Below are 20,981 nucleotides of genomic sequence, written 5' to 3'. Positions count from 1 at the left end.
GTTACGCAGCCTCCTGCGGCGCGAGCCGCTCGTTGATCTTCTCGACAGCCGCCTTGGTCAGGACCAGCACGTCACGACGCAGCACGTCGTAAACGTTCAGGCCTTGCGCCGGCAGAACGTCGATCAGCGGGATGTTGCGGGCGGCGCGGGCGAAGTTCTCGTCCAGCGTTTCGCCATCAATGATCAGCGCGTTCGACCAACCCAGTTTCGAGAATTTCTCGGTCAGGGCCTTGGTCTTGGCTTCATCAAGGCGCGCCTCGTCCAGGATCACCAGCTGCTTGGCGCCGGCTTTGGTGGACAGGGCGTGCTTGAGCGCCAGAGCGCGCACTTTTTTCGGCAGATCGGTCGCGTGAGAGCGAACGCGCGGGCCGTGAGCCACGCCGCCGCCCACGAAGATCGGGGCATTGCGGGAACCGTGACGGGCGCCGCCGCCGCCTTTCTGGCGACCGAACTTTTTCTTGGTGCGGGAGATCTCACCGCGCTCTTTCGTCTTGTGGGTGCCGGCCTGACGGCGCGACAGCTGCCACTTGACGGCGCGCTGGAGGATGTCCGCGCGGACCTCTTCGATGCCGAACACGGCATCGGAGAGATCAATCGAGCCGGCCTTGCCGGCATCGAGCGTCACAACATCGAGTTTCATCAGTTAGCCCCTTCGTCCTGGGCTTCTTGAGCCTCAGCCGGAGCCTCGGCCGGAGCCGGTTCGGCTTTTTCGATCAGCTTGGCCGGGTACGGCAGGTCCTGAGCGCCAACGCCTTTGACAGCGTCGCGGATCTCGACCCAGCTTTCGTTGGAACCCGGCACGGCGCCCTTCACGAGCACGAGACCGCGCTCAGCGTCGACCCGCACGACTTCCAGGCTCTGGATGGTGACACGCTCGGAACCGAGGTGACCGGCCATCTTCTTGCCTTTGAAAACCTTGCCCGGGTCCTGACACTGACCAGTCGAACCGTGGGAACGGTGGGAAATCGACACGCCGTGCGAGGCGCGCAGACCACCAAAGTTCCAGCGCTTCATGCCGCCAGCAAAGCCCTTACCGATCGAAGTGCCGGACACGTCGACTTTCTGACCGACCACAAAGTGCTCGGCGGAGAGCTCGGCGCCCGCTTCGATCAGCGCATCTTCCGGCACGCGGAATTCGACCAGCTTGCGCTTAGGCTCGACAGATGCCTTTGCGAAGTGGCCGCGCATCGCCTTGGAGGTGCGCTTGGCTTTGGCTTTGCCCGCGCCCAGCTGGACAGCGGTATAGCCATCAGTTTCGGAGGTGCGCTGCGCAACCACCTGGAGCCCGTCCAGGTGAAGCACGGTCACCGGAACATGATCGCCGCCTTCGGTGAAGACGCGGGTCATGCCCAGCTTCTTGGCCAGAAGGCCAGTGCGCATGGATGCAGCCTGCTTCATGGCCTTACGCTCCCAGCTTGATCTCGACGTCCACACCAGCAGACAGGTCGAGCTTCATCAGCGCGTCCACGGTCTGCGGGGTGGGGTCTACGATGTCCAGCATCCGCTTGTGAGTGCGGATTTCGAACTGCTCGCGCGACTTCTTGTCGACGTGCGGACCGCGCAGAACAGTGAATTTCTCCAGCCGCGTCGGCAGCGGAATCGGGCCACGCACATTCGCGCCGGTGCGCTTTGCGGTGGAAACGATCTCACGCGCCGAAGTGTCGAGCACGCGGTGGTCGAACGCCTTCAGGCGGATTCTGATGTTTTGTTGCGCCATCGGTCCGGTCCCAACATGCACAAGAGCCGCGCAAAGGACGGATCGCCCCGGCAGCTCTTGCAATCCAAATTTTTTTCGCTTCGAGAACTGCGTTTGCCCTAGGGCACTGCCAGCTCGTCAGAGGGACCGTGCAATACGCGCTCCGCCCCTCCCCGTCAACACCTAGTCACAAGATTCACCACCGCATCGGCAGTTTAAACTCTTCGCCAGGCGCGCAATGCGCATAGACGGGGAAATTGATCGCCCTGTCGGGCTGTCAAAGAGCTTAAACGACGCCATAGACGCCTGGCGCGACGAGTGACTCGGCGCTGACGAGTCGTATGTATCCCCAACGCACCTTTTAAACAATAGAGCTGCGCAGATTGTTCTGTCACAAACCTGCACAGCCCCGCCCTGCCCCTCCAACCTCGGGTTTTCGCCATGAAAAAACGCCCCAGAGCTGAGCTCCGGGGCGTTCTTGCAGCTTGCGCTGGCGAGTGAAGCGTAGAGCTTACTCGGTGATCTTGGACACAACGCCCGCGCCGACGGTCCGGCCGCCTTCACGGATGGCGAAGCGCAGCTTCTCTTCCATCGCGATCGGCTGGATCAGCTCGACAGACACTTCCACATTGTCGCCCGGCATGACCATCTCGGTGCCCTCTTTCAGGGTCACAACACCGGTCACGTCCGTCGTACGGAAGTAGAACTGCGGACGATAGTTGGAGAAGAACGGGGTGTGACGACCGCCCTCTTCCTTCGTCAGGATGTAAGCTTCAGCCTCGAACTTGGAGTGCGGGGTGATCGAACCCGGCTTGGCCAGAACCTGACCACGCTCAACGCCTTCACGGTCGATGCCGCGCAGCAGCAGGCCGACATTGTCGCCAGCTTCGCCCTGGTCGAGCAGCTTGCGGAACATCTCAACGCCCGTGCAGGTCGTTTTCTGGGTGTCGCGGATGCCCACGATCTCGATCTCGTCACCAACGTGGATGATGCCACGCTCGATACGACCGGTCACCACGGTGCCGCGGCCAGAGATCGAGAACACGTCTTCGATCGGCATCAGGAAGTCCTGATCCTTCGGACGTTCCGGGGTCGGGATGTACTCATCCACAGCCGCCATCAGTTCGCGGATCTTGTTCTCGCCGATTTCCGGATCACGCCCTTCCATCGCCGCAAGCGCAGAGCCCGCGATGATCGGAATGTCGTCGCCCGGGAAGTCGTAAGAGGACAGAAGTTCGCGAACTTCCATCTCCACGAGCTCCAGCAGCTCTTCGTCGTCAACCTGGTCGACCTTGTTCAGGAACACCACCAGAGCCGGCACGCCGACCTGACGGGCCAGAAGGATGTGCTCGCGCGTCTGCGGCATCGGGCCGTCAGCTGCATTCACAACCAGGATGCCGCCGTCCATCTGCGCAGCGCCGGTGATCATGTTCTTCACGTAGTCGGCGTGGCCCGGGCAATCGACGTGCGCATAGTGACGCGCATCCGTCTCGTATTCCACGTGCGCGGTCGAGATCGTGATGCCACGGGCTTTCTCTTCCGGTGCGCCGTCAATCTGGTCATACGCGCGGAAGTCACCGAAGTACTTCGTGATCGCGGCGGTCAGCGTCGTCTTGCCGTGGTCAACGTGACCAATCGTGCCGATGTTGGCATGCGGTTTCGTACGCTCAAACTTTTCCTTGGCCATTGTCTCTTCCTACTCTTCAGACAGGCGTCGTTTCTTTGGATCGAAGATCCGAATTACGCGATTTTGGAGATCACTTCGTCGGCGACGGCTTGCGGCACCGGCTCGTAGTGGTCGAATTGCATGGTGAACTGGGCGCGGCCCTGAGTGGCCGAACGCAGGTTGTTCACGTAACCGAACATGTTCGCCAGCGGCACGAAGGCGTTCACCACCGTGGCGTTGCCGCGCATTTCCTGGTCACGGATCTGGCCGCGGCGGGAGTTCAGGTCGCCGATGACAGAACCGGTGTACTCATCCGGGGTCACCACTTCGACCTTCATGATCGGCTCAAGCAGTTTCATGCGCAGCGAGGACTTGGCTTCGCGAAGCGCAGCGCGGGCTGCGATTTCGAAGGCCAGGACGCTGGAGTCAACATCGTGATAGGCGCCGTCGACCAGGGTCACTTTGAAGTCGATGACCGGGAAGCCAGCCAGCAGGCCGGTTTCACGCACCGAGTTCAGGCCCTTTTCAACGCCCGGAATGTATTCCTTCGGCACGGAGCCGCCGACGATCTTGGACTCGAAGGTGAAACCTTCGCCCGGCTCGGCCGGTTCGATCTGCAGCTTGATGCGCGCGAACTGACCCGAACCACCCGACTGCTTCTTGTGGGTGTAGTCGATCTCGTAAGCCGTGCCCACGGTTTCGCGGTAAGCCACTTGCGGCTGACCCACATTCGCCTCGACCTTGAATTCACGCTTCATGCGGTCGACGAGAATGTCCAGGTGCAGTTCGCCCATGCCGGCGATGATCGTCTGACCGGATTCCTCGTCAGAGGACACGCGGAAGGACGGATCTTCAGCCGCCAGACGGGCCAGAGCCACGCCGAGCTTCTCCTGGTCGCCCTTGGACTTGGGCTCGATGGCGATCTCGATCACCGGATCGGGGAACTCCATGCGCTCCAGGATCACCGGGTGAGCCGGATCACACAGGGTGTCGCCCGTGGTGGTGTCTTTCAGGCCTGCAATCGCGACGATGTCGCCTGCGTATGCGTCCTTGATGTCTTCACGGTTGTTGGAGTGCATGAGCAGCATACGACCGATGCGCTCTTTCTTCTCCTTGACCGTGTTGAGCACGGTCTGACCGGTGGACAGGGTGCCCGAATAGATGCGGCAGAAGGTGAGCGAGCCCACGAACGGGTCGTTCATGATCTTGAACGCCAGCGTGCCCAGCGGTTCGTCGTCAGACGCCTTGCGCACGATCGGCTCTTCGGTTTTCGCATCGATGCCCTTGATCGCGGCCACTTCCACCGGAGACGGCAGGAAGTCCACAACGCCATCAAGCAGAGGCTGGACACCTTTGTTCTTGAACGCGGTGCCGCACAGGATCGGGTTGAACGCCAGAGCGATGGTGCCCTTGCGGATCAGCTTTTTCAGAAGCTCTTCAGACGGCTCTTCGCCTTCCAGATAGGCTTCCATAGCCGCTTCGTCCTGCTCGACAGCGGTCTCGACCAGCATCTCGCGGTACTCGGCGGCCTGATCGGCCAGCTCTTCACGGATGTCGCGCACTTCCCAGGTCGCGCCCAGGTTCTCGCCCATCCAGATCAGCTCTTTCATGGCGACCAGGTCGATCAGACCCTCGAAGTCGCTTTCCATGCCGATCGGAAGCTGAACGCAAAGCGGGTTGGCGCCCAGGCGGTCCTTGATCATCTCGACGCAGTTGAAGAAGTCCGCGCCCAGCTTGTCCATCTTGTTGATGAAGATCATCCGCGGAACTTTGTACTTGTCCGCTTGACGCCACACGGTCTCGGTTTGCGGCTCGACGCCGGCGTTGGCGTCCAGGCAGCAGACCGCGCCATCGAGCACCCGCAGCGAACGTTCGACTTCAATGGTGAAGTCCACGTGGCCGGGGGTGTCGATGATGTTCAGACGCTTTTCTTTCCAGAAACAGGTCGTCGCAGCAGACGTGATCGTGATGCCACGCTCCTGCTCCTGCTCCATCCAGTCCATGGTCGCAGCGCCATCGTGCACTTCGCCGATTTTGTGCGATTTGCCGGTGTAGTAGAGGATCCGCTCGGTCGTGGTGGTTTTACCAGCATCGATGTGAGCCATGATGCCGAAGTTGCGGTAGTCCTCGATTTTGTAGTCGCGGGCCATGGGGAGGGTCCTTAATCAGGATTCAAGCGTCAGCTGGATTTACCAGCGGTAATGCGCGAACGCGCGGTTGGCTTCGGCCATCTTGTGCGTGTCTTCACGCTTTTTGACCGAGGAGCCGCGGTTGGAAGCGGCGTCCATGAGCTCAGCGGCCAGCCGCTCGCGCATGGTGTTCTCGTTGCGGTTACGCGCCGCAGCAGCCAGCCAGCGAATGGCGAGCGCCTTGCGACGGTCCGGACGAACTTCAACCGGCACCTGGTAGGTGGCGCCGCCGACCCGGCGGGAGCGCACTTCGATTTCCGGAGCCACATTGTCCATGGCTTCGTGGAAGACGCGAACCGGCTCGCGCTTCACTTTTTCCTCGATGATGTCGAGGGCGCCGTAGATGATGGCTTCAGCGGCGGATTTCTTACCGTCGATCATGATGTAGTTCATGAACTTGGTCAGATCGCGATCGCCGAATTTCGGGTCGGGAAGAATCTCGCGCTTCTCAGCGCGGTGACGACGAGACATGAACGCCTCTCCTTATTTCGGACGCTTGGCGCCGTATTTCGAACGACGCTGACGACGGTCTTTAACGCCCTGGGTATCCAGAACGCCGCGCAGGATGTGGTAACGCACGCCCGGCAAGTCTTTCACACGGCCGCCGCGGATGAGCACGACGGAGTGTTCTTGCAGGTTGTGACCTTCGCCCGGGATGTAGCTCACGACTTCATAGCCGTTCGTCAGGCGAACCTTGGCGACTTTACGAAGCGCGGAGTTCGGCTTCTTCGGGGTCGTGGTGTACACGCGCGTGCAAACGCCACGGCGTTGCGGGCACGCCTGAAGCGCGGGAACCTTGTTCCGCTTCGGCTTGTCTTTCCGCGGTTTGCGGATGAGCTGGTTAACTGTAGGCATCAGGCCTCTATCCGTTCCTGTTCCTGTTTTCCCGTCCGAATGCGTGACCAAGACGCGAAAACCCGACCGGGGCGCGACGACTGTTGCCGTTCGTCCGCGGACGGTGTTGAAGCTTGTGTTTTTCTGTTCCGGGCGACGTCTAATCCAAAACCCCTCGTCCGCAGCGGACTCAGGACGGATTACGGCTCACCCCCGAAATCGAGCGCGGAACCTACTCAGGGCAGGCCATTCCGTCAAGATCACACGCAGGGGAAATTTACAGGCTCTCGAAGCCCCGGATTCTAGACACTTTTAGGCCGGGAATACACGCTTGCCGCGTGGTTAATGCACCCGTAACGTAGTGCGTGTCCTGCCAGAGGGGGGTGATATGGACCATAACCACGAGAATTGGCGTGAGAGCGCCTACATGGATCGTGAGCCGCTGATCCATGAAATTCACAAACGCCAACCCTTCCCGCTCCGCCCTTATGTCCGCGCCACCCATATGGTGAGGATCTTTCCCAGCCTGGCTGACAGAGTCCGCGAGCACATCGTGGCCAGTGATTCTGCCCTCTCCCCGGAACAGGAGGCGGACGCCCCTTTCAATACTGAACAGCTTCTCGCCAACAAGGCGCCCGTACATGTTCAGTTGGACGAAACACTCGCCAGGCAGTTCCTGCAAAGTCGAGACGCTTTGCTGTATCAGCGCCGGAACGCGGTCAAAGCCTATATCCGGGGCTTGTCTCCCACATATTCGCCCAGTCTGCAGATTACGCCCTCCGAGGCTTCGGACATGCTGGGCGAGGTCTACAAGGACTATATGAACAAGCGTAGCACGCTGCCGGATTACGCATCCCTGGCGCGCGCGGAAATCAAACGCCTTGAACGGCTATACGAGGAAGATGGACCGCTCCACCTGCCTGACACACTGGGTCTCGAGCAGGCAGACGGGCGGTTCGGAGCCCGGCCGCTTCTGCCCTACCGCACAGGCGGAGCCAGTCGGAAGCGCTGGTTCAACTTCTGGAAAAAGACGGCCGATTCTCCCCGGTCGCCAGAGCTGGAGGGGGGAGAGGATCTTCGGCTGAACTGGGAGCTCTATGGCCTGAACCAGAACTTCACGGTCATCGAAGATTACAATGAGGGGCACCTCCCTCCCCTGAGCTCCACAGCCCCGGACACGTCCTTGGCCGACAGTGACGACGCCTTCTTTGACAATGTGGAGAGCATCAATACCGGTCGCACGGCGATTGACGGTTTTGAACAGCGCCTGCAAGCGCTTTGCCCGGAGACCGCCCGCTCCTTCAGATGGTGTGGCGACCTCCTGTCAGTTTCCCATGTCTGGATGTTGCCGATCGAGAAACTGCTGATCTGGGACAACTCCCGTGTAACGGCGCGCGATCAGGCCCTTCTTTGGAAGGTGCGAAGCCATCCTGGCGTTCTGGACGCCGGCCTCAATCCTGAAGAATTTGAGCGCTTGCAGACGCTTCTGGTGCGTTTCGCCCAACCGTTTTTCGGGACCAAAGACCCCACACGCGCGAACTGGGAACGCAAGGACTTCATCATGAGCCGCGTTGTGGGTGATCGCGCGTTTCTGCTGGCGGATCTGCAGCAACACAGCCGGAAGCATCACAACGCCGAGCGCGCCAGCCGTGTTGTCGTCATTGATTTCGGCATGAGCGATGAGCAACGCGGCCGTCTGCTCAAGCGCATCTACGACATCGCCACCTACCGCATGCTCGGACTGCGTGACTACTCGTATTTCTTCTGCGCCCAGACCGTAACAGACGGCGTCAATATCGAACTGGACAAGCTCTCGGGCGACCTTTCCAAGCTGGCTGAAACCGAAGGCAATGACGCCCATGCCTACGAGAAGCGCCTGCAGGAGCATATCCAGCAACTCCTCCAGCTGGACGCCCGTCTCTCCTCGCTCAACTTCTTCATTGCAGACGGCCTCACACCTTCGGCCAAAAGCACCGAGACCTATCTCAACCTCGCCCAGGAGCGGATCGAAAGCCTGCGTGAAGCGCGCATGCCCGGTCACCAGACCGTTGGGGAATATCTGCGCCGATTTGAAGGGTCCGCCCGGAACGTCATCCGCATCGCCGAACAGTACGAGATGGCGCGAACCCGCCTGGCGGAGCTGATCGCGCTTGCGCGCGCTGAGACAGACCGGGTCCGGACCAACAAGATGTCGGCGATGACATCCGCCATGACGAAGATGACCCGATGGGTTCTCATACTCAGCTTCATCACAGTGGGTGCATCTGTTCTGGGGCTACTCGCGCCCCAGCTGATTGCACTGTCCGGTCATTAATCCGCCGCGCTAAACTCCATCATCAAACAAAAAGCCCGCCAGCATATGCTGGCGGGCTTTGAGCTTCAGATCTGAGCGACAGACCTAGTCTTCGCTTTGAGCCTCTTCAGCAGCGGCTTCCGCGATTTCGGCCGGCAGGGCCTCATCACCGGAATCCACGGCTTTCTTCTGTTCAGCGATCCGCGCTTCGTCACGCGCATCGGCCTCAACCTGATACTCACGCATCATGGAGCCCGTGCCCGCCGGGATCAGGCGGCCCACGATGACGTTCTCTTTCAGGCCCTCAAGGGTGTCCACCTTGCCCTGCACCGAAGCCTCGGTGAGCACGCGGGTGGTCTCCTGGAAGGAGGCCGCGGAGATGAAGGAGCGGGTCTGCAGCGACGCCTTGGTGATGCCCAGCAGAACCGGGTCCGCCACGGAGATGCGCTTGCCTTCCGCTTCCAGCTTCTCGTTGGTTTCGAGCCATTCGATCTTGTCGACCTGTTCGCCGACCAGATACGGAGAATCGCCCGGATGGGTGACTTCCATCTTCTGCAGCATCTGCCGGACAATCACTTCGATGTGCTTGTCGTTAATCGGCACGCCCTGCAGACGATAGACTTCCTGGATCTCGTTGATCAGGTAGTCAGCCAGCGCTTCAACGCCCAGGATCCGCAGAATGTCGTGCGGGGCCGGGTTGCCGTCGAGCAGATACTCGCCGCGCTGGATAATGTCGCCTTCCTGGACCGTCAGGTGTTTGCCCTTCGGCACCAGATATTCCACCGGCTCCGCATCATCCCCTTCAGGCGTGATGGAGATACGGCGCTTGTTCTTGTAGTCGCGACCGAATTCGACGCGGCCGGTCATCTCGGCGATGACGGCGTGGTCTTTCGGACGACGCGCTTCGAACAGCTCCGCCACACGCGGCAGACCCCCGGTGATGTCGCGGGTCTTTGCGCCTTCGGTCGGAATACGGGCCAGAACATCGCCCGGCTGGACCATGTCGCCGTCATTGACGGAGAGAATGGCGCCCACCGAGAGCATGTAGTTGGCCGGCTTGTCGGACAACTTGACCGGCTCGCCATTCTCGTCGGTGACGACCATGGCGGGCTGGATCGAGTTGGATTTGGACCCCGTGCCGCGCCAGTCGACAACCACCTTGGAGGCGATGCCGGTGGCTTCGTCCGTATCTTCCTTCACCGACAGGCCGTCGATGACATCGATCAGCTTCACCCGGCCGCCGGCCTCGGTGACGATCGGCATGGTGTACGGGTCCCACTCGGCCAGACGCGCGCCGCGCTTGACCTTCTCGCCCGCATCCACGCGCAGCTTTGCCCCGTATTGCAGCTTGTAGGTCTCGAGCGGGTTGCCGTCATTGTCGGTGACCTGAACCTGCATGTTCCGGCTCATCACGATGAAGGAGCCGTCAGAGGCCTGCACCGTATTGCGCTCCACAAAGGCGACCTTGCCCTCGTGGGTGGCTTCGATGAAGGACTGCTCGGACACCTGCGCTGTACCACCGATGTGGAAGGTCCGCATGGTCAGCTGGGTGCCCGGCTCGCCGATGGACTGGGCCGCGATCACGCCGATCGCTTCACCCATATTCACCTTGGTGCCGCGCGCCAGGTCACGACCGTAACAGGTCGCGCAAACGCCGATGCGGGTTTCACAGGTCAGCGGCGAACGCACCTTGATGGTGCTGACGCCGGCGTCTTCAAGCGCCTGGGCCAGCTCTTCATCCAGATAGGTGTCGGCCGGCGCCAGAACCTCGCCCGAGGACGGATCCTTGACCGCTTCCGCGGTGTGACGGCCCAGAACGCGCTGGCTGAGAGGCTCGACGATGTCGCCGCCATTGACCACGGCGCCCAGGGTGATGCCCTGAGACGTGCCGCAATCAAACTCGGTGACGATGCAGTCCTGCGCCACGTCGACGAGACGACGGGTCAGATAACCCGAGTTCGCCGTCTTCAGCGCGGTGTCCGCCAGACCCTTACGAGCGCCGTGGGTGGAGTTGAAGTACTCCAGAACCGTCAGGCCCTCTTTGAAGTTCGAGATGATCGGCGTCTCGATGATCGAGCCGTCCGGACGGGCCATCAGGCCCCGCATCCCGGCGAGCTGTTTCATCTGGTTCTTGGACCCCCGGGCGCCGGAGTGGGCCATCATGTAGACCGAGTTCACCTCGCCGTCGCGACCGTCTTCGGCCTTAACGGGTTTGGAGATCTCGTCATACATGGCGTCCGCAACCTTGTCGGTGCACTTCGCCCAGGCGTCGACGACCTTGTTGTACTTCTCACCCTTGGTGATCAGACCGTCCACATACTGTTGCTCGTAATCGCCAACCAGGGCGCGGGTTTCACCCACGAGATCCTTCTTGGCGTCCGGGATCAGCATGTCGTCCTTGCCGAAGGAAATGCCGGCGCGCGCCGCTTCCTTGAAGCCCAGGGCCATGATCTTGTCGCAGAAAATCACGGTCGATTTCTGGCCGGTGTGACGATAGACGATGTCGATCAGGCCGCCGACGGCTTTCTTGGTCAGCAGACCATCGAGCACGTCCGGCTGCACTTCAGGGTGCTTGGGCAGGTGCTCGAGCAGCTTCATGCGGCCCGGCGTGGTGTCGATCACCTTGGTGTATTCATTGCCTTCGCGGTCAACGCCGGAATAGCGCGCCTTGACCTTGGCGTGCAGGGTCACGACGCCGGAATCCAGCGCAGCCTCGATCTCGCCCATGGTGCCGAAGACCATGCCCTCGCCCGGCTCGCCGTCCTTGACGATGGACAGGTAGTACAGGCCCAGCACGATATCCTGGGACGGAACGATGATCGGTTTGCCGTTGGCGGGCGACAGGATGTTGTTCGTCGACATCATCAGGACGCGCGCTTCCAGCTGGGCCTCAAGGCTCAGCGGCACGTGCACGGCCATCTGGTCGCCGTCGAAGTCGGCGTTGAACGCGGCGCAGACCAGCGGGTGAAGCTGGATGGCCTTGCCCTCGATCAGCTTGGGTTCGAACGCCTGAATGCCCAGACGGTGCAGGGTCGGCGCACGGTTCAGCATGACCGGGTGTTCGCGGATGACTTCATCCAGAACGTCCCAGACTTCCGGACGCTCTTTTTCCACCATCTTCTTGGACTGCTTGACGGTACCCGACAGGCCCTTGGCGTCCAGACGCGCATAGATGAACGGCTTGAACAGCTCGAGCGCCATCTTCTTGGGAAGACCGCATTCGTGCAGTTTCAGCTCCGGGCCCACCACGATCACGGAACGACCTGAATAGTCCACGCGCTTGCCGAGCAGGTTCTGACGGAACCGGCCCTGCTTGCCCTTGAGCATGTCGGACAGCGATTTCAGCGGACGCTTGTTGGCGCCGGTGATCACGCGGCCACGACGGCCGTTGTCGAACAGGGCGTCGACGGATTCCTGCAGCATCCGCTTTTCGTTACGGATGATGATGTCCGGCGCGCGCAGCTCGATGAGGCGCTTGAGGCGGTTGTTCCGGTTGATGACGCGGCGATACAGGTCATTGAGGTCCGACGTGGCGAACCGGCCGCCGTCCAGCGGGACGAGCGGGCGCAGTTCCGGCGGAATGACCGGCACGATGGTCAGGATCATCCATTCCGGCTTGTTGCCGGAAAGCATGAAGGATTCGATGAGCTTGGTGCGCTTGGCGAGCTTTTTCAGCTTCAGCTCGGAGCCGGTTTCACCCATCTCCTCGCGCATTTGCTCCACTTCTTTTTCCAGATCCATCGTGGAGAGGATTTCACGGATGGCTTCCGCGCCGATGCCGGCGGTGAAGGCGTCCTCGCCGTACTCGTCGACGGCTTCGTAATACTCTTCCTCGGTGAGGATCTGGTTTTTCTGAAGCGGGGTCAGGCCCGGCTCGATCACCACATAGCCTTCAAAGTAGAGCACGCGCTCCACATCCTTGAGGGCCATGTCCAGGAACAGCGCGATCCGGGACGGCAGTGATTTCAGGAACCAGATGTGAGCCACCGGCGCAGCGAGCTCGATATGGCCCATGCGCTCACGGCGCACGCGCGCCAGGGTGACTTCAACGCCGCATTTCTCGCAGATAATGCCCTTGTACTTGATGCGCTTGTACTTGCCGCACAGGCACTCATAGTCCTTGATCGGGCCGAAAATACGGGCGCAGAACAGGCCGTCACGTTCAGGCTTGAACGTGCGGTAGTTGATGGTTTCGGGCTTCTTCACTTCGCCGAAGGACCAGGAGAGAATCTTCTCCGGGCTGGCCAGCGAAATCCGGATCCGGTCGAAGGACGGGCCTTCGGCGGAGGGATTGAAGATGTTCATGACCTCTTGGTTCATGGTCCGTCTCCTTGACGGTGGCGGCGGCGGGGCCGGTGTGAGGGGGCCGGGCCCGCCGCCTGATATCCGCTACGCGATCGCTCGCTCTCTTGTCTGATCCGGTCAGCCTACTGGTTGACCAGCTCCACATTCAGACCAAGCGAACGCATTTCCTTGACCAGCACGTTGAAGCTTTCCGGGATGCCGGCTTCGAAGGCGTTGTCGCCGCGCACAATGGCCTCGTAGACCTTGGTGCGGCCCGCCACGTCGTCCGACTTCACCGTCAGCATTTCCTGCAGGGTGTAGGCGGCGCCGTAAGCCTGCAGCGCCCACACTTCCATCTCGCCGAAGCGCTGGCCGCCGAACTGCGCCTTGCCGCCCAGCGGTTGCTGGGTGACGAGCGAGTACGGGCCGATGGAGCGAGCGTGGATCTTGTCGTCCACCAGGTGGTGCAGCTTCAGCAGGTACTTGATGCCCACGGTGACGGGACGCTTGAACTGGTCGCCCGTCCGGCCGTCATACAGGGTCGACTGACCTGACTTGTCAAAGCCCGCACGTTGCAGGTGATCAACAATGTCGTCTTCACGCGCGCCGTCAAAGACCGGGGTCGCGATCGGAACGCCATTCGCGAGGTTGCGGCCCAGTTCGGCGCGCTCTTCCTCGGTCTCCGGCAGCTCCTGATCTTCGCCATAGGCCTTGATCAGCATCTGGTTCAGATCGCCCTGGTCGCCATTGCGCTTGTACGCTTCATAGGCTTCGCCGATCTGGCGACCCAGACCCTTACAGGCCCAGCCCAGATGGGTTTCCAGGATCTGACCCACGTTCATGCGCGACGGCACGCCCAGCGGGTTCAGAACGATGTCGACAGACGTGCCGTCTTCCAGGAAGGGCATGTCCTCGATCGGGTTGATCTTGGAGATAACACCCTTGTTGCCGTGACGGCCGGCCATCTTGTCGCCCGGTTGCAGCTTGCGCTTCACCGCCACGAACACCTTGACCATCTTCATCACGCCCGGGGGCATCTCGTCGCCGCGTTGCAGCTTCTCGACCTTGTCCTCGAAGCGACGATCCAGGCGAGCCTTGGACTCATCGTACTGCTTCTTCAGAGCCTCGACGCCTGCCATGGCGGCTTCGTCTTCAAGGCCGACTTTCCACCACTGGCTGGCCGGAACCTCTTCCAGCGCCTCAGCGGTGACTTCGCCCTTCTTGAAGCCTTTCGGCCCCGACACGGCGGACTTGCCGATCAGGATTTCACGCAGACGGCCATAGATGTCGCGCTCGAGGATGGCGAGCTCGTCGTCCCGGTCTTCACCCAGACGTTCGATCTCTTCACGCTCGATGGCGATGGCGCGTTCGTCCTTGTCCACACCGTGACGGTTGAAGACGCGGACTTCCACGATGGTGCCGGTGGTGCCCGGCGGCAGACGCAGCGAGGTGTCGCGCACGTCAGACGCCTTCTCACCGAAGATGGCGCGCAGCAGCTTCTCTTCCGGGGTCATCGGGCTTTCGCCTTTCGGCGTCACCTTGCCCACCAGAATGTCGCCGGCTTCCACTTCGGCGCCGATCGCCACGATGCCCGCTTCGTCGAGGTTGCGCAGGGCTTCCTCGCCGACGTTCGGGATGTCGCGGGTGATCTCTTCCGGGCCCAGCTTGGTGTCGCGGGCCATGACCTCGAACTCTTCCAGGTGCACCGAGGTGAACACGTCGTCACGCACGATACGCTCGGAGATGAGGATGGAGTCCTCGAAGTTGTAGCCATTCCACGGCATGAACGCGACGAGCACGTTCCGGCCGAGCGCCAGATCGCCAAGATCGGTCGACGGACCGTCCGCGATGATGTCGCCTGAACGCACCAGGTCGCCCACGCGCACGATCGGACGCTGGTTGATCGCGGTGGACTGGTTGGAGCGCTGGAATTTGGACAGACGATAGATGTCGACGCCGGATTCCGCCGCGCCGATCTCGCCGGTCGCACGGACCACGATACGCTGGGCGTCCACCTGCTCGACCACACCATCCCGACGCGCAGCGACGGCGGCGCCGGAGTCGCGCGCCACGACAGCTTCCATGCCGGTGCCCACAAGCGGAGCTTCCGCTTTGACGAGCGGCACGGCCTGGCGTTGCATGTTCGAGCCCATCAGAGCGCGGTTGGCGTCGTCATTTTCCAGGAACGGAATGAGCGAGGCCGCAACCGACACCACCTGCTTGGGCGACACGTCGATATAGTCCACGTCTTCACGGGGCACGAGGGTGGCGTCACGGCCCGGACCCACGCGGCAGTTGACGAACTCGTTCGCCAGCATGCCGTTCTCGTCCACGCCGGCGTTCGCCTGCGCGATGGAGAAGCGGCTTTCCTGCATCGCGGACAGGTAATCCACCTGATCGGTCAGCTTGCCGTTCTCGACCTTGCGGTACGGGCTCTCGATGAAGCCGTACTTGTTCACGCGCGCATAGGTGGACAGCGAGTTGATCAGACCGATGTTCGGGCCTTCCGGCGTTTCAATCGGGCAGATCCGGCCATAGTGGGTCGGGTGCACGTCGCGGACTTCGAAGCCGGCGCGCTCACGGGTCAGGCCGCCCGGGCCAAGCGCCGACATGCGGCGCTTGTGGGTGACTTCCGACAGAGGGTTGGTCTGGTCCATGAATTGCGACAGCTGCGAGGAGCCGAAGAATTCGCGCACGGCGGCGGCCGCCGGCTTGGCGTTGACCAGGTCGTGCGGCATCACGGTCTCGATATCGACCGAGCCCATACGCTCCTTGATGGCGCGTTCCATGCGCAGCAGGCCGACGCGATACTGGTTTTCCATCAGCTCGCCCACGGAGCGGACGCGACGGTTGCCCAGGTTGTCGATGTCGTCGATCTCACCCTTGCCGTCCCGCAGGTCCAGAAGGACGCGCAGCACTTCAATGATGTCTTCCTGACGGAGCACGCGGACATCGTCCGGGCACTCAAGGTCCAGACGCATGTTCATTTTCACGCGGCCGACCGGAGACAGGTCATAGCGTTCCGGATCGAAGAACAGACCCGCGAACAGCGCTTCAGCCGTTTCCGGCGTCGGCGGCTCGCCCGGGCGCATGACGCGATAGATGTCGATCAGCGCCTGCTCACGGTTGTCGTTCTTGTCAGCCGCCAGCGTGGTGCGCATGTGGCCGCCGATGGACAGGCCATCGATGTCCAGAATGTCGAGGCTGTCGACACCGGCTTCGTTGATCGCGTTGATCACTTCTTCGGTCAGCTCGTCGCCGGCTTCGGCGAAGATTTCACCGGTTTCAACGTTCACGAGGTCTTCGGCCGCGAACTTGCCCATCAGCTCTTCAGAAGAGACCAGCAGGTTTTCGAGACCGTCCTCGGCCATCTTGTTGGCGGCGCGCGCAGAGATCTTCTTGCCAGCAGCAGCAACCACTTCACCGGACTTGGCGTCGATCAGGTCGCGCTGCGGTTTGATCCCGCGCCAGCGTTCCTTCACGAACGGCATGGTCCAGCCGTCCTTGCCCGCTTCATAGGTCACGCGACCATAGAAGGTGGACAGGATCTCTTCCTTGTCGAGGCCGAGCGCATACAGAAGCGTCGTCGCCGGCAGCTTGCGGCGGCGGTCGATGCGCACGTGCAGGATGTCCTTGGCGTCGAACTCGAAGTCCAGCCAGGAGCCGCGATACGGAATGATCCGGGCGGCGAACAGGTATTTGCCAGACGCGTGGGTCTTGCCGCGGTCATGGTCAAAGAATACGCCCGGGCTGCGGTGCATCTGGGAGACGATGACGCGCTCGGTGCCGTTGACGATGAACGTGCCCTTGTCGGTCATGAGCGGGATATCGCCCATATAGACGTCCTGCTCCTTGATGTCCTTGACGGACTTGGAGCCGGTTTCCTCGTCCACATCAAAGACGATCAGGCGCATCTTGACCTTCAGCGGAGCTGCATAGGTCATGTCGCGCTGGACGCATTCTTCAACGTCGTATTTGGGGGGTTCGAATTCGTAGGAGACGAACTCAAGCAGAGCGCGCTCGGAGAAGTCCTTCACCGGGAAGACGGATTTGAACACCGCCTGCAGCCCTTCATCCGGGCGGTCCGCAATGGCGGTGTCCTTCATCAGGAACTGTTCATAGGAATGCTTCTGAACCTCGATGAGGTTCGGCATCTCGACCGCACCGGGAATACGGCCGAACGATTTGCGAATGCGCTTCTTGCCGGTAAACGACAGACCCATTTCCGCTCCCTTCGCAGGCTCTACAGCCTGGCGCTTGCGTTAGGACCCCAAGGTCCCCCAAGACCCGCTCTGGTAAACCGCGCCTGGAACGAGGGGTGTTCCGTCGCGGTCCGCCTGCAGGCCCCAGAACGGAACGACCTGCAGAGGAAACTTTAACGGCGTGACGGGCGCGCGGGAATCCCCGCGCGCCCGTACGTCGTATTACGTCTTCGGGCCAGAACCAAGTCCGGCCCGAACACGCCTTACTTGAGCTCGACTTTAGCGCCTGCTTCTTCGAGCTTCTTCTTGATGTCTTCAGCTTCGGCCTTGGCTGCGCCTTCTTTGACGGCTTTGCCGCCGGCTTCAACCAGTTCCTTGGCTTCTTTGAGGCCCAGGCCGGTGATGGCGCGGACTTCTTTGATGACGTTGATTTTCTTGTCGCCAGCGTCGACCAGGATCACGTCGAACTCGTCTTTCTCTTCTGCAGCGGCAGCGTCGCCACCAGCAGCCGGGCCAGCAACGGCCACAGCAGCGGCGGCCGGCTTGATGCCTTTTTCTTCGAGAAGGTCGTTGAGTTCTTTCGCTTCCAGGATGGTCAGCGACAGCAGTTCTTCGCAGAGTTTGGCGATATCAGCCATGGTTCAGTTCCTTGCGGTAATCAGGGTATCGGTTCGATGTGCAGAGACGACTAGGCTTCGGCTTTTTCCCGGATGGTCTCGATCTGAGCGGCCAGCGTGTTGCCCGGCGCGGTGATGCGCGAGACGATTTCGCCAGCTTGGCCCAGGAGACGACCCGCGATGGCGCCGATAAGCTCTTCGCGAGACGGCAGTTTGGAGAGTGCTTCGATGCCTTTGGCGTCGAAGATTTCCTCTTCCATGAAGCCGCCCACCAGGTCGAACTTGTCGTTCGACTTGGCGAATTCCACGACAACTTTCGGCGCAGCCGTGAAGTCCTCAGAATAAGCGATTGCGACCGGGCCTTCGAACATGTCGGAGGCGGCCTCGCCTTTCTGACCCTTCAGCGCGATCTTGGCGAGACGGTTGCGGACAACTTTGAGTTTGCCGCCAACCGCACGCAGATCACCACGCAGCTTGGTCATTTCCGCAACGGTAAGACCCGAATAACGGGTCAGCACGACGGATCCGGCGCTTTCGAAGATTTCCGAAAGCTCCTCGACCGCCGCTTCTTTGGTCGTACGATCCATTGCGGTCTCCCTTTTTGAGCCGCCCCCTATGGACGGCTCGCTCAAGCCGCCGCAGGAAGGCCTGCTCCACATCGGATCAGGCCGCCTTGCGGCGTTGGCCTGTCCCAGGGCTCGAACCGATCCTTCCAGCGCGAGGCTGAGAGTATCGATCGTCGCTCTGTCTCACCCGGGGCCGGTAGGATTAAGAGGCGCGAGGCCTCCCCCAGGATCTCGGACAGGTGGACCGTTTGTGGAGCCGAAGCCCCCTTCCCGGTCCGGACATCCGTCAGGACGATCAGATCGCCCTGACGGAAACTCAGGTCCAGCGAATACGCTTACGCGTTTTCCGCCGGTGCAGACGCTTCAGCCACGTCCACTTTCACGCCCGGGCCCATGGTGGAGCTCAGCGCGATGGCTTTGACGTACTGGCCCTTGGCGCCGGTCGGCTTGGCTTTCACCAGAGCTTCCAGCAGAGCGCGCACGTTCTCGGCGATGGCGGCTTCAGAGAAGCTTGCCTTGCCGACGCCGCAGTGAACGATACCGGCTTTTTCAGCGCGGAATTCAACAGCGCCGCCCTTGGACGCTTCGACCGCTTTGGTCACGTCCATGGTCACGGTGCCGACTTTCGGGTTCGGCATCATGCCGCGCGGACCCAGGACTTTACCCAGGCGACCGACCAGCGGCATCATGTCCGGGGTGGCGATCACTTTATCAAAGTTGATCTCGCCGCCCTGGATCTGCTCGACCAGGTCTTCCGCACCCACGACTTCGGCGCCAGCAGCCTTGGCTTCATCAGCCTTCGGACCACGAGCGAACACGGCGACGCGCATGGAGCGGCCAGTGCCGTTGGGCAGGTTAGCGACGCCGCGGACCATCTGGTCAGCGTGACGCGGGTCAACACCCAGATTGACGGCCACTTCGATGGTTTCGTCAAACTTGGCGGTCGCACGCTCTTTCACCAGCTTCACAGCTTCAGTGACGGTGTGCAGTTTTTCGCGGTCCAGACCTTCGCGGCCGGCGGCGATACGCTTAGCAATCTTGGCCATGCTTACACCACCTCGAAGCCCATGGAGCGCGCAGACCCTTCAATGATCTTGGTCGCGGCATCCAGGTCGTTTGCGTTCAGGTCCTTGAATTTCGCTTCCGCGATCTCACGGCACTGGGCCGAGGTCACGGTGGCGATCGGCGCAGCCTTGCCGGCCTCGCCAGAACCCTTTTGAACTTTTGCAGCCTTCTTCAGGAAGAAGCTCGCCGGGGCGGTCTTCGTGATGAAGGTGAAGGATTTATCCTGATAGACCGTGATGGTGGTCGGGATCGGCATCCCTTTTTCCATCTCTTGGGTCTTGGCGTTGAACGCCTTACAGAATTCCATGATGTTCACACCGCGCTGACCCAGCGCCGGCCCGATGGGCGGCGACGGGTTGGCTGCGCCGGCGGGAACTTGCAGGTTGATGTAACCCGCGATCTTCTTCGCCATGTCCCTGTCCTCCTAACAGCGCTGCAAGCAACGCCTGGGGATTGCACAATAAGCCGCGCTTGGAAAAGCGCGGCTCCTCTCGATGGGCGGCGCGGTGCGGCTCCGGCATGGTCTTTCGCCGGAACCTCCCGCACCAGTCTACGATCAGGCGATCTTCTCGACCTGAGCGTATTCCAGCTCGACCGGGGTGGCCCGGCCGAAAATATTGATGGCGACCTTGAGCACGCCCTTTTCGTCGTCCACTTCCTCGACGAGCCCGTTAAAGCTCTGGAAGTGACCGTCGATGACGCGCACGGTCTCACCCACTTCATAAGAGACAGTCGGACGCGGACGCTCGGCGTCCTCTTCCATCTGGCCCATGATGCGGCGCACTTCAGCTTCCGGAACCGGGGTCGGACGACGGCCCGAACCCAGAAAGCCCGTCACTCGCGGGGTGTCCTTGACGAGGTGGTAGGCCTCGTCCGTCATGTCCATTTTCACCAGCACATAGCCGGGGAAGTATTTGCGCTCTGCGTTGATCTTGCGACCGCGGCGCACCTCGACGACCTCTTCGGTCGGCACGAGCACTTCTTCGAACTTGTCTTCAAGCCCTTGCAGCGCAGCCTCAGCCTTGATCGCCTCAGCCACCTTCTTCTCGAAGTTGGAATAGGCGTGGACGATGTACCACTTCGCAGCCATTCCGATCAGCCTCCCAGGCCCAGAAGAAGATTCACGACAAAGCCGATGATCGAATCGACGCCGAAGAAGAACAGCGCCGCGAACGACGCCATGACCACCACCATGATGGTGGAGACCAGGGTTTCATTGCGCGACGTCCAGGTGACCTTGCGGCCCTCCTGACGCACCTCGCTGAAGAACTTCAGCGGGCTCGTCGTCCGCTTGCGTGCGGGCGGCGCAGGCTGCGCAGCACCCGCCTTGCCAGCGGCGCCGGCCTTGCCGGACGAGCGGTTTTTCGTGTCTCGCGCCATGGCGTTCGTCATCTTCCCTTCGGCACGTCACCGATCACGTGTTGCGGGCCTGGCAGGGGCGGAGGGGCTCGAACCCCCGACCTACGGTTTTGGAGACCGTCGCTCTACCAGCTGAGCTACACCCCTAGACCCAGCGGCCCGCGGCGCGTGCTCGCACTCTCCATATAGGGATTGCGCGCGCACAAACGA

The 20,981-nt window shown here is 61.4% G+C and carries 16 protein-coding genes and 1 tRNA gene; 1 reads left to right on the top strand and 16 read right to left on the bottom strand.

Going from position 1 to position 20,981, the window contains the following annotated elements:
• Position 1 precedes the first annotated feature (1 nt).
• The 7 genes from rplD to rpsL all read right to left on the bottom strand — a co-directional run bounded on the left by rplD (position 2) and on the right by rpsL (position 6,406).
• Positions 2–640 carry a 50S ribosomal protein L4 gene (gene rplD, locus ACFELO_RS05630; protein WP_440959579.1) on the bottom strand — a complete coding sequence of 213 codons (639 nt, stop codon included), beginning with the start codon at positions 638–640 and terminating at the stop codon, positions 2–4.
• Positions 640–1,380, bottom strand: a complete 741-nt coding sequence (gene rplC / locus ACFELO_RS05625; protein ID WP_440959898.1) for a 50S ribosomal protein L3 — start codon at positions 1,378–1,380, stop codon at positions 640–642. Before rplC ends, rplD begins: the two co-directional genes overlap by 1 nt.
• Before the next feature lie 22 nt (positions 1,381–1,402).
• Positions 1,403–1,717 carry a 30S ribosomal protein S10 gene (rpsJ, locus tag ACFELO_RS05620; RefSeq protein WP_009801138.1) on the bottom strand — a complete coding sequence of 105 codons (315 nt, stop codon included), beginning with the start codon at positions 1,715–1,717 and terminating at the stop codon, positions 1,403–1,405.
• Between the two features lie 490 nt (positions 1,718–2,207).
• Positions 2,208–3,383, bottom strand: a complete 1,176-nt coding sequence (gene tuf / locus ACFELO_RS05615) for an elongation factor Tu (RefSeq protein ID WP_440959567.1) — start codon at positions 3,381–3,383, stop codon at positions 2,208–2,210.
• A gap of 53 nt (positions 3,384–3,436) precedes the next feature.
• Positions 3,437–5,512: an elongation factor G gene (gene fusA, locus ACFELO_RS05610; protein WP_440959578.1), complete on the bottom strand. Its 2,076-nt coding sequence runs from the start codon at positions 5,510–5,512 to the stop codon at positions 3,437–3,439.
• A gap of 39 nt (positions 5,513–5,551) precedes the next feature.
• Positions 5,552–6,022, bottom strand: coding sequence for a 30S ribosomal protein S7 (rpsG, locus tag ACFELO_RS05605; protein WP_009801141.1), 471 nt, complete (start codon positions 6,020–6,022; stop codon positions 5,552–5,554).
• Positions 6,023–6,034: 12 nt separating this feature from the next.
• Positions 6,035–6,406, bottom strand: coding sequence for a 30S ribosomal protein S12 (rpsL, locus tag ACFELO_RS05600; RefSeq protein WP_009801142.1), 372 nt, complete (start codon positions 6,404–6,406; stop codon positions 6,035–6,037).
• 367 nt (positions 6,407–6,773) lie between these two features.
• Between rpsL and ACFELO_RS05595 the strand changes: the two genes are divergently transcribed.
• On the top strand, positions 6,774–8,699 hold the full coding sequence (locus ACFELO_RS05595) for a DUF3422 family protein (RefSeq protein ID WP_440959577.1): 1,926 nt from the start codon (positions 6,774–6,776) through the stop codon (positions 8,697–8,699).
• An 84-nt stretch (positions 8,700–8,783) separates the two neighbouring features.
• Here ACFELO_RS05595 and rpoC read toward each other — a convergent pair whose 3' ends face one another.
• The 9 genes from rpoC to ACFELO_RS05550 form a co-directional block, all read right to left on the bottom strand.
• Positions 8,784–12,998, bottom strand: a complete 4,215-nt coding sequence (rpoC, locus tag ACFELO_RS05590) for a DNA-directed RNA polymerase subunit beta' (RefSeq protein ID WP_440959576.1) — start codon at positions 12,996–12,998, stop codon at positions 8,784–8,786.
• Positions 12,999–13,105: 107 nt separating this feature from the next.
• Positions 13,106–17,185: a DNA-directed RNA polymerase subunit beta gene (rpoB, locus tag ACFELO_RS05585; protein WP_440959575.1), complete on the bottom strand. Its 4,080-nt coding sequence runs from the start codon at positions 17,183–17,185 to the stop codon at positions 13,106–13,108.
• A 242-nt stretch (positions 17,186–17,427) separates the two neighbouring features.
• Entirely contained in the window at positions 17,428–17,802 is a 375-nt protein-coding gene (gene rplL, locus ACFELO_RS05580; RefSeq protein WP_440959574.1) for a 50S ribosomal protein L7/L12, read from the bottom strand.
• 50 nt (positions 17,803–17,852) lie between these two features.
• Positions 17,853–18,368, bottom strand: a complete 516-nt coding sequence (gene rplJ, locus ACFELO_RS05575) for a 50S ribosomal protein L10 (RefSeq protein ID WP_440959573.1) — start codon at positions 18,366–18,368, stop codon at positions 17,853–17,855.
• A 314-nt stretch (positions 18,369–18,682) separates the two neighbouring features.
• On the bottom strand, positions 18,683–19,393 hold the full coding sequence (rplA, locus tag ACFELO_RS05570) for a 50S ribosomal protein L1 (RefSeq protein ID WP_009801147.1): 711 nt from the start codon (positions 19,391–19,393) through the stop codon (positions 18,683–18,685).
• Positions 19,394–19,395: 2 nt separating this feature from the next.
• Positions 19,396–19,824, bottom strand: a complete 429-nt coding sequence (gene rplK / locus ACFELO_RS05565; protein WP_440959572.1) for a 50S ribosomal protein L11 — start codon at positions 19,822–19,824, stop codon at positions 19,396–19,398.
• 144 nt (positions 19,825–19,968) lie between these two features.
• Entirely contained in the window at positions 19,969–20,502 is a 534-nt protein-coding gene (nusG, locus tag ACFELO_RS05560; protein ID WP_440959571.1) for a transcription termination/antitermination protein NusG, read from the bottom strand.
• A gap of 5 nt (positions 20,503–20,507) precedes the next feature.
• Positions 20,508–20,792 carry a preprotein translocase subunit SecE gene (secE, locus tag ACFELO_RS05555; protein ID WP_440959570.1) on the bottom strand — a complete coding sequence of 95 codons (285 nt, stop codon included), beginning with the start codon at positions 20,790–20,792 and terminating at the stop codon, positions 20,508–20,510.
• A 50-nt stretch (positions 20,793–20,842) separates the two neighbouring features.
• Positions 20,843–20,918 (bottom strand) — tRNA-Trp (locus ACFELO_RS05550).
• Positions 20,919–20,981: the final 63 nt, after the last annotated feature.

The organism is Oceanicaulis sp. LC35 (assembly GCF_052055585.1).
Lineage (GTDB): Bacteria > Pseudomonadota > Alphaproteobacteria > Caulobacterales > Maricaulaceae > Oceanicaulis.
The sequence above is the reverse complement of the archived record's forward strand: the minus strand, read 5'-3'. Positions and strand labels throughout refer to the sequence as shown.

What these genes read in the sequence shown, in the direction of transcription:
- rplD (WP_440959579.1), bottom strand. Translation starts at nt 640, where the DNA reads ATGAAACTCGATGTTGTGACGCTCGATGCCGGCAAGGCCGGCTCGATT.
- rplC (WP_440959898.1), bottom strand. Translation starts at nt 1,380, where the DNA reads ATGCGCACTGGCCTTCTGGCCAAGAAGCTGGGCATGACCCGCGTCTTC.
- rpsJ (WP_009801138.1), bottom strand. Translation starts at nt 1,717, where the DNA reads ATGGCGCAACAAAACATCAGAATCCGCCTGAAGGCGTTCGACCACCGC.
- tuf (WP_440959567.1), bottom strand. Translation starts at nt 3,383, where the DNA reads ATGGCCAAGGAAAAGTTTGAGCGTACGAAACCGCATGCCAACATCGGC.
- fusA (WP_440959578.1), bottom strand. Translation starts at nt 5,512, where the DNA reads ATGGCCCGCGACTACAAAATCGAGGACTACCGCAACTTCGGCATCATG.
- rpsG (WP_009801141.1), bottom strand. Translation starts at nt 6,022, where the DNA reads ATGTCTCGTCGTCACCGCGCTGAGAAGCGCGAGATTCTTCCCGACCCG.
- rpsL (WP_009801142.1), bottom strand. Translation starts at nt 6,406, where the DNA reads ATGCCTACAGTTAACCAGCTCATCCGCAAACCGCGGAAAGACAAGCCG.
- ACFELO_RS05595 (WP_440959577.1), top strand. Translation starts at nt 6,774, where the DNA reads ATGGACCATAACCACGAGAATTGGCGTGAGAGCGCCTACATGGATCGT.
- rpoC (WP_440959576.1), bottom strand. Translation starts at nt 12,998, where the DNA reads ATGAACCAAGAGGTCATGAACATCTTCAATCCCTCCGCCGAAGGCCCG.
- rpoB (WP_440959575.1), bottom strand. Translation starts at nt 17,185, where the DNA reads ATGGGTCTGTCGTTTACCGGCAAGAAGCGCATTCGCAAATCGTTCGGC.
- rplL (WP_440959574.1), bottom strand. Translation starts at nt 17,802, where the DNA reads ATGGCTGATATCGCCAAACTCTGCGAAGAACTGCTGTCGCTGACCATC.
- rplJ (WP_440959573.1), bottom strand. Translation starts at nt 18,368, where the DNA reads ATGGATCGTACGACCAAAGAAGCGGCGGTCGAGGAGCTTTCGGAAATC.
- rplA (WP_009801147.1), bottom strand. Translation starts at nt 19,393, where the DNA reads ATGGCCAAGATTGCTAAGCGTATCGCCGCCGGCCGCGAAGGTCTGGAC.
- rplK (WP_440959572.1), bottom strand. Translation starts at nt 19,824, where the DNA reads ATGGCGAAGAAGATCGCGGGTTACATCAACCTGCAAGTTCCCGCCGGC.
- nusG (WP_440959571.1), bottom strand. Translation starts at nt 20,502, where the DNA reads ATGGCTGCGAAGTGGTACATCGTCCACGCCTATTCCAACTTCGAGAAG.
- secE (WP_440959570.1), bottom strand. Translation starts at nt 20,792, where the DNA reads ATGGCGCGAGACACGAAAAACCGCTCGTCCGGCAAGGCCGGCGCCGCT.